This is a genomic window from Aquabacterium sp. (assembly GCF_029946005.1).
GTDB lineage: Bacteria > Pseudomonadota > Gammaproteobacteria > Burkholderiales > Burkholderiaceae_C > Aquabacterium.
On the sequence record NZ_JAQSDR010000030.1, the window covers coordinates 38,921 to 55,758 of the forward strand.

General features: G+C 63.1%; 15 protein-coding genes. 9 read left to right on the forward strand and 6 right to left on the reverse strand.

Translation table 11 applies throughout. From position 1 onward, the window contains the following. Window positions 1–5 precede the first annotated feature (5 nt). Entirely contained in the window at window positions 6–701 is a 696-nt protein-coding gene (pdeM, locus tag PSV38_RS14335) for a ligase-associated DNA damage response endonuclease PdeM (RefSeq protein WP_300548526.1), read from the forward strand. 175 nt (window positions 702–876) lie between these two features. Further along, entirely contained in the window at window positions 877–3,708 is a 2,832-nt protein-coding gene (locus tag PSV38_RS14340) for a hypothetical protein (protein ID WP_300548528.1), read from the forward strand. Here the strand turns inward: PSV38_RS14340 and PSV38_RS14345 are convergent. Further along, a complete protein-coding gene (locus PSV38_RS14345) occupies window positions 3,698–5,941 on the reverse strand; it encodes an ATP-dependent DNA helicase (RefSeq protein ID WP_300548530.1) in 2,244 nt (747 codons plus the stop codon). The genes PSV38_RS14340 and PSV38_RS14345 overlap by 11 nt on opposite strands. Then, entirely contained in the window at window positions 5,938–6,696 is a 759-nt protein-coding gene (locus PSV38_RS14350; protein WP_300548532.1) for a hypothetical protein, read from the reverse strand. Before PSV38_RS14350 ends, PSV38_RS14345 begins: the two co-directional genes overlap by 4 nt. Window positions 6,697–6,971: 275 nt before the next feature. On the opposite strand from PSV38_RS14350, the gene PSV38_RS14355 reads away from it, so the two are divergent. Then, window positions 6,972–7,922 carry an Hsp20 family protein gene (locus PSV38_RS14355; RefSeq protein WP_300548534.1) on the forward strand — a complete coding sequence of 317 codons (951 nt, stop codon included), beginning with the start codon at window positions 6,972–6,974 and terminating at the stop codon, window positions 7,920–7,922. A gap of 79 nt (window positions 7,923–8,001) precedes the next feature. Here the strand turns inward: PSV38_RS14355 and PSV38_RS14360 are convergent, their stop codons facing one another. Next, window positions 8,002–8,925, reverse strand: coding sequence for an SDR family oxidoreductase (locus tag PSV38_RS14360; protein WP_300548536.1), 924 nt, complete (start codon window positions 8,923–8,925; stop codon window positions 8,002–8,004). A 160-nt stretch (window positions 8,926–9,085) separates the two neighbouring features. Between PSV38_RS14360 and PSV38_RS14365 the strand changes: the two genes are divergently transcribed. Next, window positions 9,086–9,568 carry a hypothetical protein gene (locus PSV38_RS14365; protein ID WP_300548538.1) on the forward strand — a complete coding sequence of 161 codons (483 nt, stop codon included), beginning with the start codon at window positions 9,086–9,088 and terminating at the stop codon, window positions 9,566–9,568. Between the two features lie 61 nt (window positions 9,569–9,629). Then, complete coding sequence (locus tag PSV38_RS14370) at window positions 9,630–10,088, forward strand: hypothetical protein (protein WP_300548540.1); 459 nt, start codon at window positions 9,630–9,632, stop codon at window positions 10,086–10,088. Window positions 10,089–10,143: 55 nt separating this feature from the next. Here PSV38_RS14370 and PSV38_RS14375 read toward each other — a convergent pair whose 3' ends face one another. Next, window positions 10,144–10,362 carry a SlyX family protein gene (locus tag PSV38_RS14375; RefSeq protein ID WP_300548542.1) on the reverse strand — a complete coding sequence of 73 codons (219 nt, stop codon included), beginning with the start codon at window positions 10,360–10,362 and terminating at the stop codon, window positions 10,144–10,146. A gap of 61 nt (window positions 10,363–10,423) precedes the next feature. On the opposite strand from PSV38_RS14375, the gene PSV38_RS14380 reads away from it, so the two are divergent. From PSV38_RS14380 to PSV38_RS14395, 4 genes are all read left to right on the forward strand, one after another. Then, complete coding sequence (locus PSV38_RS14380; protein ID WP_300548544.1) at window positions 10,424–11,227, forward strand: BPSS1780 family membrane protein; 804 nt, start codon at window positions 10,424–10,426, stop codon at window positions 11,225–11,227. 8 nt (window positions 11,228–11,235) lie between these two features. Next, window positions 11,236–12,609 (forward strand): hypothetical protein, encoded by a 1,374-nt coding sequence (locus PSV38_RS14385; protein ID WP_300548545.1) that lies wholly within the window; start codon window positions 11,236–11,238, stop codon window positions 12,607–12,609. An 81-nt stretch (window positions 12,610–12,690) separates the two neighbouring features. Continuing rightward, entirely contained in the window at window positions 12,691–13,053 is a 363-nt protein-coding gene (locus tag PSV38_RS14390) for a response regulator (RefSeq protein WP_300548547.1), read from the forward strand. Between the two features lie 258 nt (window positions 13,054–13,311). Further along, window positions 13,312–14,421 (forward strand): PEP-CTERM sorting domain-containing protein, encoded by a 1,110-nt coding sequence (locus tag PSV38_RS14395; RefSeq protein WP_300548548.1) that lies wholly within the window; start codon window positions 13,312–13,314, stop codon window positions 14,419–14,421. 15 nt (window positions 14,422–14,436) lie between these two features. On the opposite strand, the gene PSV38_RS14400 is transcribed toward PSV38_RS14395, so the two are convergent. Both PSV38_RS14400 and PSV38_RS14405 read right to left on the reverse strand, forming a co-directional pair. Next, window positions 14,437–15,555, reverse strand: a complete 1,119-nt coding sequence (locus PSV38_RS14400; protein ID WP_300548550.1) for an iron-sulfur cluster-binding domain-containing protein — start codon at window positions 15,553–15,555, stop codon at window positions 14,437–14,439. After that, a complete protein-coding gene (locus tag PSV38_RS14405; RefSeq protein WP_300548552.1) occupies window positions 15,548–16,696 on the reverse strand; it encodes an acyl-CoA desaturase in 1,149 nt (382 codons plus the stop codon). The genes PSV38_RS14400 and PSV38_RS14405 overlap by 8 nt, the downstream gene beginning before the upstream one ends. Window positions 16,697–16,838 lie beyond the last annotated feature (142 nt).

The following is a 16,838-nucleotide window of genomic DNA, read 5'->3' on the forward strand; positions in this document are numbered from 1 at the left end:
CACGCATGGACCACACGCTGAACTGGCCGCGCGACCCGCCAACGCGGCTCAGCCTGCAACTGATGCCCGAACGCGCGGCTTTCGACCCCGCCACCGGCACGCTCTTCGTCGCCGACGTGCACCTGGGCAAGGCCGCGGTGTTCCGCGCGCGCGGCTTGCCCGTGCCGCAAGGCACCACCACCGGCACACTGGCCCGGCTGTCTCAGGCGCTGGACCGCTGCCAAGCCGAACACCTGGTGGTGTTGGGCGATTTCTTGCACGCCAAAGAGAGCCACGCCAGCGGCACCCTGGCAGCCTTGTCCCACTGGCGCCAGCGTCATCCACACCTGCACTGCCAGGTGATCGAAGGCAACCATGACCTGCACGCCGGCCGCGTCCAGGCCTCATTCGGCATCGAGTCGAGCACTGAGCCCTATGCCCGCGGCTTCTTGCGCGGCGTCCACCACCCGCCCGAACCGGGCAGCGGCCAAGCCCCTGACACCCTGGCCCTGGCTGGCCATGTGCACCCGGTGCTGACTCTGCGAAGCCGCACCGACCGCCTGCGTTTGCCCATCTTCTGGTTGCACCAAGGCGTGCTCACCCTGCCTGCGTTTGGCGAGTTCACGGGGGGCTTCGCCATCGACCCGGCCGCACAGCCCGAAGGTGAAGCATTCGTGGTCGGCCAACAAGTGCTACCGCTGGGCCGTAAAACCAAACACTAGGGATTGCCCGTGTCGCGTTATATGACTGCAGGTGGATTCCCCCTGCTCAAATGAGGGGGTCGCGGTGGCCCTGAACCGACAAACCCGCGCTTCCCGCCTTACGCCACCCTTGGCGCTTGCTTAAAGTCAAAGCACCCCATGGCTGCTTTGCCGTACAAGCTTTAGGAATTTCTCCATGCCCACCCCCCTTCGCCAAGCGCTGCGCAAGACCTTCCTCTTCTCCGTCCTGTCGACCGCGCTCCTGTGGTCTGGCGCGCAGGCGGCCTCACCCTCGTTCCTGGCCTTCGAAAGCGGCCATGTGCGCCCCCTGGCCCAGTCGCCCGACGGCACGCGCTTGTTCGCCGTCAACACGCCGAACAACACGCTGGATGTGTTCAACATCACCAGCAACGGCCTGCAACTGCTCGCCCGCATCCCCGTGGGCCTGGAGCCGGTGGCCGTGGCCGCCCGCAGCAACAACGAAGTCTGGGTGGTCAACCACCTGTCGGACAGCGTCAGCATCGTCAAGCTGGACGGCGCTCCCCGGGTCACGCAGACCCTCTTGGTGGGCGACGAGCCCCGCGACATCGTCTTCGCCGGCTCGCCTGCCCGCGCCTTCATCACCACGGCGCACCGGGGCCAGCAGCGCATGGACCCTTCGCTGAAAAACGTGCCCGGCGCGGGTGATCCCAAGCTGACCACCGCCGGCATCGGCCGCGCCGACGTCTGGGTCTTCAACCCCGCCAGCGTGGGCAGCTACGCCGTGGGTGGCGTTCCCCTGCGCATCATGAGCTTCTTCGCCGACACGCCGCGCGCCCTGGCCGTCAGCCCGGACCGCAACACCGTCTACGTGGCCGCCTTCAAGTCAGGCAACGAAACCTCGTCGCTCAATGAAGAGGTGATCTGCGACAGCTTCGATTTGAAGATGCCCTGCTTCGTCAAAGGCAAGCTCATGCCCGGCGGCCGTTTGGGCCCGCAGACCAATGCCGAAGGCAAGCCCGCCCCCAAGACCGGGATGCTGGTCAAGTACAACAACGCCACCAAGCGCTGGGAAGACGAGGTGGGCCGCAACTGGAACCCCGCCGTCGAGTTCACCCTGCCCGACAAGGACGTGTTCGCCGTCGATGCCAACGCCTTGACCGAGAAGGTGGCCTTTCCCCACGTGGGCACCGTGCTGTTCAACATGGTGACCAACCCCGTCAGCGGCAAACTGTACGTGACCAACACCGAGTCCAACAACATGACCCGGTTTGAAGGCTCGGGCAAGTTCGGCGGCTCCACGGTGCAGGGCAAGCTGGCCATGGCGCGTGTGACGGTGATCTCCGGCTCGACCGTGTCACCGCGCCACCTCAACAAGCACATCGACTACAGCAAGCTGGTCACCAATCCTGGCTTTGACCCCACCACCAAGAACCACAGCCTGGCCAGCCCCCTGGAGATGGCCGTGACCAAGGATGGCCGCACCCTGTACGTGGCCGCCTACGGCTCCAGCCGCATTGGCGTGTTCGACACGGCCGAGCTGGAGGCCAATACCTTCAACCCACGCACCGCCAGCGCCAACTACATCAATGTGAGCGGCGGCGGACCGAGCGGTGTGGTGCTCGATGAAGCACGCGGCCGCATGTACGTGATGACTCGTTTCGACAATGCGGTGAAGGTGGTCAACCTAGCCACACGCACCGAGATTGCCCAAGCCCCTTTGGTCAATCCCGAACCCGCCAACATCATCGCTGGGCGCCCCTTCCTGTATGACGCCCAGCGCTCGTCGGCCAATGGCGAAGCTTCATGCGCCAGTTGCCACACCTTCGGCGACACCGACGACCTGGCCTGGGACCTGGGTGACCCCGATGGCCTGGTCACGAAGAGCCCCATTCCCAGCCGGTTCACCTCCGACCTCGCCTTCCCGATCGCCAAGCTCATCTTCGGCGTGAAGAACAAGATCAACGGCAGCGATGACCCCAAGGACTTCCATCCCATCAAGGGCCCCATGACCACGCAAACCCTGCGCGGCATGGTCAACGCAGGCGCCATGCACTGGCGTGGCGACCGCGCCGTGGGCGCCTTTGGCACCTCGGCCACCGACACGAACCTGTCCTTCAAGAACTTCTCGGTGGCGTTTGAAGGCCTGCTCGGCAACCCGGCCCCGATGAGCGAGGCGGAGATGCAGACCTTCGCGGACTTCCAACTCGCGGTGCAACTGCCGCCCAACCCGATTCGCAACCTGGACAACTCGCTGACCCCGGCCCAGAAGCGCGGCTTTGAGTTCTACTTTGGCGACCGTCCTTCAGATGGCTTCAAGATCCTGCGGGCCGATGGCACGTCGATCACGCCCAGCAACAACTGCAATGGCTGCCACACCGTGGATCCGGCCAAGGGCCTGTATGGCACGGGTGGCGATCAAAGTTTCGAAGGCAACTCGCAGATCTTCAAGATCCCGCACCTGCGCAACATGTACACCAAGGTCGGGCGCTTCGGCACACCTGCGGTGCCCTTCTCCAGCGCGCCTGGTTCGGGCTTCATGGGGCCCCAGGTCAGGGGCTACGGCTTCATCAACGATGGCACGGTGGACTTGTTGGCCCACTTCTTCACGGTCCGCGTGTTCCAGCCCACCTTGAACTCGGGCTTCCCGCTCATCAACCCGGACGCCACGCGCCGCGATGTGGCGGACTACATGCACGCCTTCGACAGCGACCTGGCGCCCATCGTGGGCCAGCAAGTCACGCTGGCGTCTTACAACCCCGTGGCCGTGAACCCGCGCATCGACCTGCTCATCCAACGCGCCCGCACCCCCTTCGTGTCCAAGGAACTGGGCGGCAACGTGACCGAATGCGAACTGGTGGCCCAGGTGGTTGAAGCTGGCACCAGGCGCGGCTATGTGTACGACGTGGCGGGCGCGGCTTTCGTGGCCGTGGATGGGACACGGCGCAGTGATGCGGCCCTGCGCTCACTGGCTGGCGTCCCTGGTCAGGAAGTGACCTACACCTGCACGCCACCCGGATCGGGCAAGCGCATCGCTTTCAGCAGCTGACCCGCCACCAGCCGGGCAACAAGCTGCGCACCTCGGGTCGGCCAAATCGGTCGTCCATGAGGTGCACCACACCCCGGTCGGTCTGGGTGCGGATCACGCGTCCCGCCGCCTGCACCACCTTTTGCAAACCGGGGTACAGGTAGGTGTAGGCGTAGCCATCGCCAAACAGGTCGGCCATGCGCAGGCGGATCTGCTCATTGACCGGGTTGACCTGGGGCAAGCCCAGGGTGGCGATGAAGGCACCGATCAGGCGTTGCCCGGCCAGGTCAATGCCCTCGGCGAACGAGCCACCCAGCACCGCAAAGCCCATGCCCTGCCCGTCTTCGGTGAAGCGCGCCAGGAACTGGGCCTGGTCACCTTCGCTCATGCGCCGTGACTGCTTCCAGGTGGTGACTTGCGGCATGCGCGCGGCCCACAAAGCGGCCACCTCGTCCAGATAATCGAAGCTGCTGAAAAAAGCGAGGTAGTTGCCGGGCTGCTGCCCGTACTGCCGGGCCATCACGTCCACCACCTTGGGCAAGGACGCCAGGCGGTGCTGGTAGCGGGTTGAAATGTTGGCCGCTACCTGAACCGCCAATTGCTCATGGCTGAAAGGCGAGTCCACATCGATCCACGCGGTGCTGTCGGGCAGGCCCAACAAGTCGCCATAGAACCGCTGAGGCTGCAAGGTGGCCGAGAACAAAGTGACCGAGTGCGCATTGGCAAAACGCGGCCGCAGGAAACTGGCGGGCACCACGTTGCGAATGCACAAGGTGGACTGCTTACCGCCCTTGGTGATGTCGAACAGCGAATGCTCACCAAAGGATTCGCTCAGGCGTGTGAAGTGCAAGGCCTCGAAGTAGAAGTTCTGCAAGGCTTCATCGACCAGGGTGGGGTGCTCGCTGAGGTGTTCGGTGATGGCGTTGGTGGCCTGCTGCAGCTTGAACATGAAGGCCTCGGGCAGCTGGGCATGCACCTGGTAGTCGTCCAGTTGACCGTGGTGAGTGGCGTTCCAGCCCTTGTGCAAGCGGTCGAGCATTTTCTTGACCGGGACCGGTGCCGAACGGCGCGCCGCGCCCAGGCTGGCTTGGCTCAAGGCCGCCGTGTACATCTTGCGGGCCCGCTCGACCAGGTTGTGCGCCTCGTCCACCAGCACGCTGACGCGCCAGGGCTGGCCCACGGCCAAGCCATGCAGCAAGGCGTTCAGGTCGAAGTAGTGGTTGTAGTCGCCCACCACCGCATCGCTCCACTTCACCATTTCCTGGCCCAGGTAGTAGGGGCAGACCTGGTGGGCCAGGGCCACCGTGCGCAGCGTGGCCTTGTCCAGGGTGCCGGCCGCGGCGGCGGCCGCGCGGGCCTGCGGCAGGCGGTCGTAAAAGCCTTGCGCCAAAGGGCAGGAGGCGCCATGGCAGGCCTTGTCGGGGTGTTCGCAGGCCTTGTCTTTGGCGACCAGCTCAATGACCCGCAAAGGCAAGGCGGGCGCGCTGCACTTGATCAATGCCAGCGCGCTCAAGGCCACACCGCGCCCCGAGGTCTTGGCCGTCAGGAAGAACACCTTGTCCAGCTTTTGGGCCGGGCAGGCCTTGAGCAAGGGAAAAACCGTGCCGATGGTTTTGCCGATGCCCGTGGGGGCCTGAACCATCAGACAGCGACCTGCGCTGTTGGCCTTGTAGACCGCCTCGGCCAAAGCGCGCTGACCGATTCGGAACTCGGTGTGCGGAAACGGCAAAGCGGTGAGTGCCCAATCGCGGGCGGTGCGGTGCGCCAATTCCTGATCGGCCCAGTGCAGGAAGCGCTCGCATTGCGCTTCAAAGTGCTCTTGCAGGACCGCGGCGGTGCAAGGTTGGCACAACATGGTCTCGTCCTGCGAGCCAATGTCGAAATACACCAATGCCAGCTCCACCTCGCTCAGGCCACGCGCTTGGCACAGCAGCCAGCCATAGACCATGAGCTGTGCCCAATGCAGTTGGCGGTGGTTGTCGGGCTGGCGGTCCAGACGGCCCCGGAAGGTTTTGACCTCTTCCAGGCGGTTCAGCTGCGGGTCATAACCATCGGCCCGACCACGAACCAGCAAGTGCTGGTGCTCGCCACTCAAACTGATTTCGGACTCGTACCCCGGCCCCCGGCGCGAAGCCACCAACTGGTGGCCGGCGATGCCCTCTTGCGCGGTGGGCGAGGGCGTGAAGCGCAGGTCCAGGTCGCCCTGCTTGGCGGTGAACTCGCATAAGGCCCGGACCGCCACCGTGTACTTCAATCGCCCACCTCACCCAGGCTGGCCTGCGTCGGCTCATCGCCCTCGATTCGCAGCGGCGTGGCCTTGGCCAGGGCCATCCACACCGCGAAAGGCAGGTCGCAGGCCACATGCCGTGCGGGGCGGGCGACCTCGAGCTGCCCGCCATCCAGGTCACCGTGCCAAAGCCACACCCCGAACTCCGGAGGGATTTCTGCAGGGTCGGCAATGCCTGCCGGGAACACGTAATGACACTCGCAGCACAGCCATTGGTAAGACTGGCGCTTGGCCTCGTGGCGCAGGTCGGACAGCAGGTCGGCGCGGCTGGCCTTGACCTCGTGAACCACCGGCTGCAAGTAGGCTTGCACCGAGGTGTTGCGCACCGAGAACACATCAGGGCGCGCCATGCGCCAAGACGCCTTGCCCTCAATGGCGGCTTCGTGCTTGGGCCACAAGGCCGCGGGCGCCAGCTCCAACGAACAGGGTGCCGTTGGCATTTCGGCCTCACCCTCCACCCGGGCGCGCAAGGACAGCTCGCGCCACACCACCCGCCCGGCGTTCATCAACTGCAACGCCACTTTCTCTGCCAAACGATCGTGGGCGCTCAAGGCGCGGCGGTTTCGCTGACGGGCCAGGGCCAAGCACTGGACACCGGCCTCGGTGAGGTGCAGGGTTTCGCGGCCTTCAGGCGTGGTCCGCAGTGACGCCAGGCCAGCGGCCAGGAGGTCGATCTCAATCGCGTCGCGACAGGGCCAACCCGCCGAGCGCCAGATCTGCATCAACCGGGTTCGGTGGGCACGCCCGAGGGGGGCTGGGGGGGAGTCCGGCAACATGCCTCAACTGTATACGCATACAGCAAACCATCAAATCGGAGAAGCCATCGCCCTGTCGGCAACCCAGCAGAACCTGAGCAAGGGGCAGCGCGGACAGGAATGTTTTTCGGAAAAAGTTACGCGGAGTGCCTGCCCGGATCAACCGCGTCCCAGACGAGCGCGGGAATGGCAGTTGCCCCTCCTGACAGGCAGCAGTCCCCCATCAACTTTAGGAAACCAACATGACCATCAACCTGGAACAATCCGTCCAAGTGAGCGCCCCTCTTGAAGATGTCTACAACGTGTGGTCGCAGTTCTCCAGCTTTCCGGATTTCATGGGGAAAACCCATGACACGGAGATCACCGAACAGGAAGAAAACAAGGTCATCTCCTGGCAAACGATGAAAGGCGTGCGAAGCAACGCCACGGTGCGCTTCACCCCCGTTGACGATCACCACACCGCAGTCACCGTCAGCGTTCACTACCCCAACGGCGTCGGCACCGAAACGACGGTGCAGGAGGTGACGCAGGAAATTGAAGCCGACCTGAACCGCTTTGTGAAACTGCTGCAAGGCCAGCCCGAGGCCGGGCTGCCAAGCGGTGGTGGTGACCAGCACAAGGAAGACGCCGACGCCAATGTCGGCGCCGATTTGCTGGGCCCGGCCTACGCCATGATCAAGCCCGACGCCGAATCGCCTTTGGCCATCAACCGCGAATTTGCCCAAGCCCTGGGAAAGAATTTGGACCGCGCAGCCAGCGTCTGGATCAACTCCATGGTGCAAGCATTCGTGACGCCGCTGAAGCAGATGCGGCGCTTGACGGAGCAGTTCGATGCTGGCTTTGGCAGTTTCATGTGGGGCGGGCTTGAAAGGCGTCACATGCTGGTCCCCCAGCAGCCCGCTGATTGGAGCCCGGACATCGACGTCTCGCGCGAAGGGCAATCGGTGCAGGTCACCGCCATGCTGCCCGGTGCTACCGAGAACAGCATCGAGGTCGAGATCCGCGATGGCCAATTGCTGGTCTCGGGTGAATGCAACTTCTCGGAAGACGGCCACTCCTCCAGCCACTTCCGCGAGTCAATCGACTTGCTCAACAAGGTCGATTCGCGCAGCGTCGAAGCCCACATCGACGAGCAGGGCCTGTTGGTGATCACACTGCAGCTGCACGAAGAGGAAGCCGACGCCATGGCTTAACGGCGCCCGTCGGACCGCCCAAAAAGCCCGGCCCCGCCCTTCAACAAGGCGGGGCCGGGTTCATTGGCCAGGGCTTTTTTTAGATCGCGCCCACACTGCCTGTGATGGGCAAGACGATGCCGGTGATGTACCCCGAGCACACGGGCGAAGCGAGGAACACATAGGCAGGCGAGATTTCCTCGGGCTGCGCTGCCCGCTTCATCTGCGTTTTCTTGCCAAAGTCCTCGACCTGGTCCGCCGACAGATCGGCCGGGTTCAGCGGAGTCCAGACCGGCCCTGGCGCCACCGCATTCACACGGACGCCCTTGTCCAACAGATTCTGCGCGAGTGACTTCGTGAAGGCATGAATGGCGCCCTTGGTGGTGGAATAGTCCAGCAGATCAGCGCTGCCATTCAGGCCCGTCACCGACCCCGTGTTGATGATGGAGGCGCCTTCTTGCAAATACGGCACCGCCGCTTTGGCCATGTGGAAGTAGCCGTACACATTGGTGCGCAAGGTTTCGTCAAAGCGCTCCTCGCTCAGCAACTCGATCGAATGCGTGTGCTGCTGGAAGGCGGCATTGTTGACCAGCACATCCAGTTTGCCGAACGTGTCCACCGTGTCTTCCACCGCGCGAACGCAAAAATCCGGGTCTTTCACATCGCCAGCGATCAACAGGCTGGGCTGCCCTTCCTGCTCGATCAGGCGAGCGGTTTCCTGCGCGTCTTCATGCTCGTTCAGATAAATGATGGCGACACTGGCGCCTTCGCGCGCGAAGAGCACCGCCACAGCGCGCCCGATCCCCGAATCGCCCCCCGTGATCAAGGCCGTTTTACCGGCCAGCTTGTTGCTGCCTTTGTAGCCCGGTGCCAAAAATTGCGGCTTCAATTGCAACTGCGCTTCCAGGCCGGGGTGGTCGTCAAGATGCTGCGCTGGCATGGTCTCCGGCTGCAGGCGGTCGCCTGCCTGCACGGCGTCGCCGTCTTCCAGAGTTTCGGTGGTGTCGGTGGTGTCGGTGGGCATGGTTTGCTCCTGGTTGCCGATGAGGGCGCCCTCAGGCGCTGTTGTCAACAAAGGAGCAATCCTCATTCCTGTGTCAACGTTGCCATTGGTTTCACAGGGGTGGCAGGCACGGCGATTGCTGAACGACCCTGTCTAACCATTCATGCCCTGGGAGGCCAGCATGCACCACGACCTGATACCTGTCCTGACCGAGGACATCGATGTCCTCAGAGACTTGGTGAACAAGGTACAAAGTACCCGGGATTTCCGCCACAAGCAAGAGTTGACCAACGACCTTTACCTCTCTTTGAACGGACACATGGCCATCGTTGAAAAAACCGTGCTGCCCATGTTGCGCACCTTCACTGGCGCGTCTTTGCCCGATACCTTTTCGGTCCACTACGAGGAGATCCGGTCCTTGTTGTCCGACCTGATGGCCCGCCGTGTGGAATTGGTCGGCCTGGACGCCGCGCTGGAGGTGCTCTGCGCCACCTTGAACTTGCAAAACGAGCGCGAAAGGCTTTTCTTGTTGCCGGCCGTCGAACGAGCGTTGGACACCGACGAGCGCGCGTACTTGGCCCTGGCTTCCTGCCATCAGCTGTCCCGGGAAATGCGCAAGGGCATGGTGAACCTGCCAGCGGCCCTGATGCCTTCCATGACCTGAAAGAGTTGCCAGGAGGCAAAATGAAGCTCACTCGCCGTCTTGATGCGGCACCGGAGCCTTGATGACCTTTTACCGCGACCGACAGACACTGGCTTGCTGCTTGATCAGCATGATGGCCACTACAGCCCTGGCCGCCGACACCTCTCACGAGCACCGCGCCGCCTGCGTCGCGGCCTTGACCACGCAGGCCGAACCCTTGGCCGCGCGGCTCAAAAGCGGGGATCGCAGCGTGCAGGCCGAGCTGCTGAAGCTGACGGAAAGCGGGTTCGCCATCATCGGCATCGCGTACCAAGATGGCCTGCGCAAGCCTCAAGCCGACCAGTTGCTGGACACCGCCAAAAAGGTTCAAAAGTCGATGCCGCCCCCCGCGCTGAGCCAGTTGCAGGCCCGTTGCCAGATTGAAGGCGAACAGGTGCTGGCCGATGCCAACGCCCTGGAACGCTTCCTGGTCACCAGCGCGGCTGAACGCCGGGTCAAGCGCATTGCCGAAAAGCACAAGCCCGTCCGAGACGGGTCCTGAACAGCCGCGAAGAATGGACCTGGGCAAGGTGGCCCGGCGCCAGGATGCCCAGGTGTCAGTAGTGCGGAGGTAGCTCGTCGCGCAAGCTGCGGAATCCGCCGACCCCGCCGTCGGGTTCCTGGCGCCTCAGCTGGCTCACCTCTGCCATCAGGAGGTCGATTTGCTGCTGTTGTCGAGCCACGATCTGGTTCAGGCTGTCCACCAGATCCTCGGTGAAACTGGCCTTGATTTCCAGGTCCGTCAGGCGCTGCTCGGTGTCGTTCGGGTGTTCCATGCCTGTATTTGACACGAAGTCGGTGGATGATCACGAACCACCGCCCTCAGGGAGCCCCTACATGCCAGAACACAACCACTACGCGCCGCCCCGCACCGAAGTTCGCGACATCCCCGTCGGCGAGCCGCTGGACGGCGACCAGTTCAACCCCGAGGGTCGCACTTGCCAGGCCGGGGCCGGTTGGCGTTGGTATGGCGTGGCCTGGCGCCCTTTCAAAGCCCAGCCGTTCGCTTGGTGGGGCGTTTTGCTGATGACCTTCGTCCTGCTCGTGGTCGTGTCCATGATCCCCTTGCTGAACCTGCTCACCTCGATTGTCTTCCCGATCGCCATGGCCGGATTGGGCTCCTGCGCCCTCAGCCAGTTGCGCGATGGCCGCTTTGAGATCAGCCAGGTGTTCGACGGACTCAAGCGCCGCCCCGGCGCGCTGCTGACGGCGGGCTTGCTGTACCTGCTGATCACGATGCTGAGCATGGGCGTGGTCTTCCTTTTCAGCACGGCCAGCGTGACGGCCATGTTCCTGGGCAGCGTGATGGAGCGCCAGCTGGCGATGCAACAGGTGTTTTCGGCGGGGGGCATGCTGGTGCTGGGCTACTTCGCGGCCATGGCTCTGGCCATGAGCACCATCCTGTTCGCGCCCTACCTGATCCACGAAAGGAACGTGCCCGTGCCGCAAGCCTTGCTGATGAGCTGCAAGGCCTGCTTCAAGAACATCCCGGCCTCCGTGGTCTGGTTCCTGAGCTACATCTTCTGGGCCGTGGTGGCCACCATCCCTCTCGGCCTGGGCTGGCTGGCGCTGCTGCCGGTCCTGGTCATCACAGGTTACGTCGCTTACCGCGACATTTTCTTCGAATCAGCCCCGCAATAGGAAACCACATGTCATTGATCAAATCACTTTGGGTGATGCTGGCCCTGGGCAGCCTGGGCTTCACCAGCGCCCAGGCCACCCCCGCGTTGGACGCCAGCTGCAAACTGCGCTACCCCATCGTACTGTCGCACCACTGGTCGGCACGCGCCATCTGCTCCGAGCGGGCCGCGGCCACCGGCCCCGCGTCTTGCGTGCAGACAGAGGACTACGCCAAATACTGCACCCAAAAAATCCAAGACACCCAAGGACAGCCGACCTGCGCCGAATGGCGCGTACCCGCCAGCGAGGAAGACCTGCCGCCTCGCAACACCAACCGAGTCGATGGCTCGCTGCACCGCGATGTGCGCAGCTACCACCGCTACTTCAGCAAGGCCATCGTTGATCGACTGCGGGACACCTGCGGCAACGCCGTCTACATCGCCGACAAGCCAGCCTTCGCGTCTTACGAAGTGCGGGCTCGCTCGCTGCGCAACACGGTGAACGAAGCCCTGGCCCGCGAACACGCTGACAAGGTCATCCTCATCGGCCTGTCTCAGGGCGTGCAGGACGCCCGCTACATGACCGCCAAGCTGCTGGTGGACGACCACAATCCAGCCCTGGGCACCCTGAACACCAAGGTGGCGGCCCTGGTCGGCCTGGCCGGTGAAGATGGGGGGGCCGAATCCGCCTCTCTGGCACTCGACTTCCTGTCCCTGAGCCTGGGTGGCCACTGGGCCAACTACCAACAAGCCATCGCCATGATCGGCGATCAAACGGTCAACGACACCAGCTGGAAGCGCACCACCGATGGCGGCGACACCTACGTGCTGGGCGAACAATGCCGCGGCGCCGAATGCAACCTCGACACCGAAGGCCGCTACAAATCAGCCCTCCACTCCCTGTTCGACCTGAGCCCGCAATACATGCGACCGACCCTGGCGCAGCAAGGGGCGTCGGCCACCGCCAAGTGGCAGCAGCTCATGGACTACCTGGGCATTGAGCAAGCGCGTTGGGCTGACGTGGTCCCGCCCGAGCTGGAAGCAAACAACGGAGTCGACTACTTCAGCTATGGGGCCAAAATCAACAACTGGCTTCCGGCCTGGGGCGGCACGTTCACCCAGGACTTCCTCTTCTTCGCCGGCATCACGCTGAGCAGTGGCGCCAATGACGGCTACGTCAGCGTCAAGCGTCAGCAGTACGCCAACACGGCCGCCAACTTCCACCACGTCAAGACCCTGGACGGCACCTTGTGGGGGCGCGGCTACCACCACATGTACTTCAGTGGCCGCAATGACAAACTCTACGCCCCTCAACCCTGGGACCAGGAGGCCGCCCCCTACAAGGGACCGGCCGCTGATTTTTACCATCAGGTGGCGCGCGACCTCAAGGTGCGCGGCTTCTGAGTAGCCCCATGGGGCAGGGTTAAAATCCGGCGATGTTTTTGGTGGTTCAAGGTGGTCGAGATGGGTAGGCGCGTGTTGGTTGTGGATGATCATTCGGACACCGTGGATGCGCTGGTCGCTCTGCTGGAGTTGGAGGGCCATGAGGTGCGCTCCGCCGTGACCGCCGAACATGCCTTGGCCTTGGCCGAACAGTTCGAGCCCCATGTGGTGGTGCTCGACATCGGCCTGCCCAACATGGACGGCTACGAACTGGCCGCCCACCTGCGCTTCAAGGTCGAGCCCAGCTGCGTGTTCATCGCCGCCACCGGCAGCGGCGCCCTTTCCGACGTGCTGCGGAGCAAGAAGGCGGGCTTCACCGCCCACCTCACCAAGCCGATCAACATCCCTGAATTGCTGGCCCTGTTGGTGCCCGATGACCTGGTGACCGACCACTCGCCACGCTGAGTGGAGCTTGGCGGACGCAATCGGCATGCCGTTTTAAACACAACAGCGCACCTTGTTACCAACAAATACAAACCATGCGCAAAAGCGGCCAAACGCCCCAGTGGAGACCCCCTCATGTATGGGGAAATGGTCACAGTTGTGACAATCATTTAGGCACGTTCCCCGCCCCTGGTTAGACTGCGATTACCTTTTCACCTAAGTGCAGGGTCTATAAAAGTGAACACCAGGGTCAGTAAAAAAACGCAGTTGATGGGCGCGATGGCCATTTTCATTGCCTCGACGTCGGTTTCGGCCGCATTGCCCCTTTATCGAATCGTCGATCTTGGCGTCGTGGATGGTCAGTTCAGCCCGAACAGCGCCAGCGCGGCGGCCAGCATCAACAACTCCGGCCAGGTGGTGGGCTGGAGCCAAGTCACGCCAGGCACCGCTCGGCGTGCGTCGGTCTGGCAAAACGGCGCGCCCGCTGAACTTGGCTTGCCAGATTTCGAATACAACCGCTTTGCCACCAGCGTCAATGACTCTGGGGTTGTCGTCGGGTACAGTGATTTCAGCCCTTTGGGCAATGGCAGCCAGATGGATTCCTTCCACGCCAGGGCCTGGCATCAGGGGCAAGTCACTGACCTTGGGCAGGGCGTTGCCAAGGGTGTCAACAATGCCGCGCAGATCGTGGGCCACAGCTATTCGGCCGGGGCTCAGGCTCCCCAAGCCACGATTTGGCAAAACGGCACAGCCACACACTTGGCCTCCATCGGCACGGCCCCCAACGCCTTTGCCTACAGCTACGCCAATGCCATCAATGATGCCGGCCAAGTGGTCGGTTACAGCGCGGGCCCTGATTTCTCCGACCACGCCACGCTTTGGCAGAACGGCCAGGCCATTGACCTGGTCGATCCCATGGACTGGGGATACAGCTATGCCTACGACATCAACAACCATGGCGCCGTGGTGGGCTCGAAAAATGATCAAGCCATCATTTGGCGCGATGGCCTTGCGTTCAACCTGGGAACCTTGGCGGGCGTCGAACCTGATGCCCTGAGTTCGGCCAACGCGATCAATGACGCCGGTCAGGTCGTGGGCTGGATCGGTGGCAACGGTCTGGAACGGCGCCCATTCCTGTGGACCGCCGAGTCAGGCATGGTGGACATTGACAGCCTCATCGACCCCAACGACCCCCTCAGATCGCTGGTGAGTTTCGATTCGGTGCTGGACATCAACAACAAGGGCGAGATTGTCGGCGGCGCCTTGTTTAGGCGCAATGGTGTCGAGTGGCACGCGTACATGCTCGCGCCTGTGCCCGAACCCTCGACATGGGGCCTGGTGTTCGCTGGGCTCCTGGCCCTGGGCATCGCCGCACGCCGCAAGGCATGAACCGACCGGCGAAGTTCAGGCGTCCAGCACCAAGTTGCGCGATGCGGGGTAAGCGGTGCACAGGTACACCGCCTTGCCCAGCAAGTTGCCACTGACCTGACCTTCGTGCACGGTCAGTTTGCAGGTGCCGCACATGCCCTGGCAGCAGCCGGATTCCAGCAACACGCCGTGGTCCAGGCCCAGTTGGAGCAGCGTTTTGCCCTGGTCTTCCTCAGTCAAGGTGATGCGGGTGTTCAGGTGCTGAAAGAAGACCTCCGCCCCAGCGGTCTCGAACGCCGCGCCAGAAAGCGCCGGGGGCTCGGCCACCACGAAACGCTCGGTGTGCACACGGCCCAGATCGACATTCAGGCTGCGCAAGTGCTCGATCATTTGATCCATGAAACCTGTCGGGCCGCACAGGTAGATGTCACGATCGAGCAGATCGGGGCAATGCTTTTGAAGCTGCGCCGCGTCCAGCCTCGGCGCCAGGTCGGGTAAGCACACTTGCTCCGCCGTCAGGCCGCTCAGTGCGGTGGTGACCTTCACGCCGTCCTGGGCCCATTGCTGCAAGGTCTCCCAGAAGATCACCTCGGAGGCCTGGCGGAACTGGGCCATCACCTGGATGTCGGGGCGCACGGACTCGGGCTGCGTGAGCAAGGCGCTCACCATGGAATGGCAGGGCGTGATGCCTGAGCCAGCGCACAAGAACAGCACCTTGGCCTGACCCTGATGGCAAAAACGGCCTTGGGGATGGCCAATCTTCAGGTTCATGCCAGCTCGCAATGTCTGGTGCATCCACCGGGAAGCCTGGCCGTTCTCGGTCTGCTTGACGGTGATGCTGAAGCGCCCCTTGGGCAGCGCCGACAGGCTGTAGTAACGGCGAACCGTTTCTCCTGCGATGGGCAGGAAGACCTCGACGTGCTGGCCGGGCTGGAAACCGCGCCAATGCTGGTTGGGACGCAGCACAAAGGTCTTCACGCCGGGGGCTTCGTCGATGACCTGCTCCACCAGCGCCTTGAGCTCGTAGGTCCATAAGAAACCGTTGAACCAGCGGTTGAAGTCGGTCATGGTGTTGCTGACCACGTAGTCCACCCACTGGGGTTGAACCGAATCCAGCGCCCAGCCGTTGACGCGGGCCAGGGCACGATCAAGCATGGCGAGCCCCACCATCGGCGGCTTGCGGGTTCGCGTCCGCCTTGGGCGGGAAAGAAAACTTCCACATCACCGCCACGTAGTTGCGGATGGCGTGGAACCAGGTCGGGTTGCACTTGTAGGGCAGGCCGTGGCGCTGGCAGACTTCCTGCACCTCCAGGGCGATGTCCGGGTAGTGGCGCGAGGGGATGTCGGGGAACAGGTGGTGCTCGATCTGGTAGTTCAGGTGGCCCCACAAAATGCTCATGGTGCGGCCGCCCTTGAAGTTCACGCTCGAATCCAACTGCGTCAGGTACCAGTGCCCCTTGTGTTTGAGCGCATCTTCGGGCTGCAGGGGCTCGGTCAGGTGCGTGGCCTGGATGGTCAGGCTGATCCAGTAGTTGTTGATGCCGTCGACCAGCATGTTGCCCAGCATCACCTTCCAGAAGGAGTAGCCGGTGGCCAGCGCCAGCAGCGGGAAGAGCAGGTATTCCTTGAACAGCACGCGGTTGATCGACAACCAATGACGGCGCTTGAGCTGTGCGTCGGTCACGCCCGGGTGGTGCACGGGCGCATAGCCCTCGTTGCCCAGGGGAAACTTCTCGGCACGGTAGGCCTGGCGAAAGCCCAGGTTCTGCGCGTTGAAGCCGTACAGCACGATGGGGTAGGCGAAGAACAGGTACATCGGCACCTGCCAGCGGTGCATGCTGTTCCACGGCTGCTTGTCGTTCATGCGCAGGATGCCGTGGTTCAGGTCGGGATCCATCTCGTACACATTGGTGTGCACGTGGTGCAGGCCGTTGTGTTCGCGGCGCCAGCCTTCTTCATCGACCGGGGCCTTCCACTTGAAATTGTGCGAGTGGAATTGCGGGATCTCGGCAAAGCTGTCGTACTGCCCATGCAGCACGTTGTGCCCGATCTCAATCGATTCGAGGTTGCGGTGCAGCAAGGTGAAGGCCACCCCCAAACCGAAGGTGATCGGGTCAGGACTGATCCACAGCAGACCCCGCCCGACCAATTCAGCCAGGCGTGATTTCAGACGCAGGCCCTTGATGTAGGCAACGTCGGCGGGGCCCAGCTTGGCACGGTAGCGCTGCTTGATGGCTTCAAATTCGGCTTCGATCTGGTCGTACAACGCGAGGCGTTCGGCGCAATTGGGATTCATGAATGACGGGTAGTGCTGGTTTGCGGGGGATGGTAACGAGTTGTGTTCACCGATCGATGAGCACTTTCCCCACAAAATAAGGTCAAATTGCCGCCCTGGGCATGCTGATTGCCGCCAGCGCCGACCAATCTCGGTCAGCCCG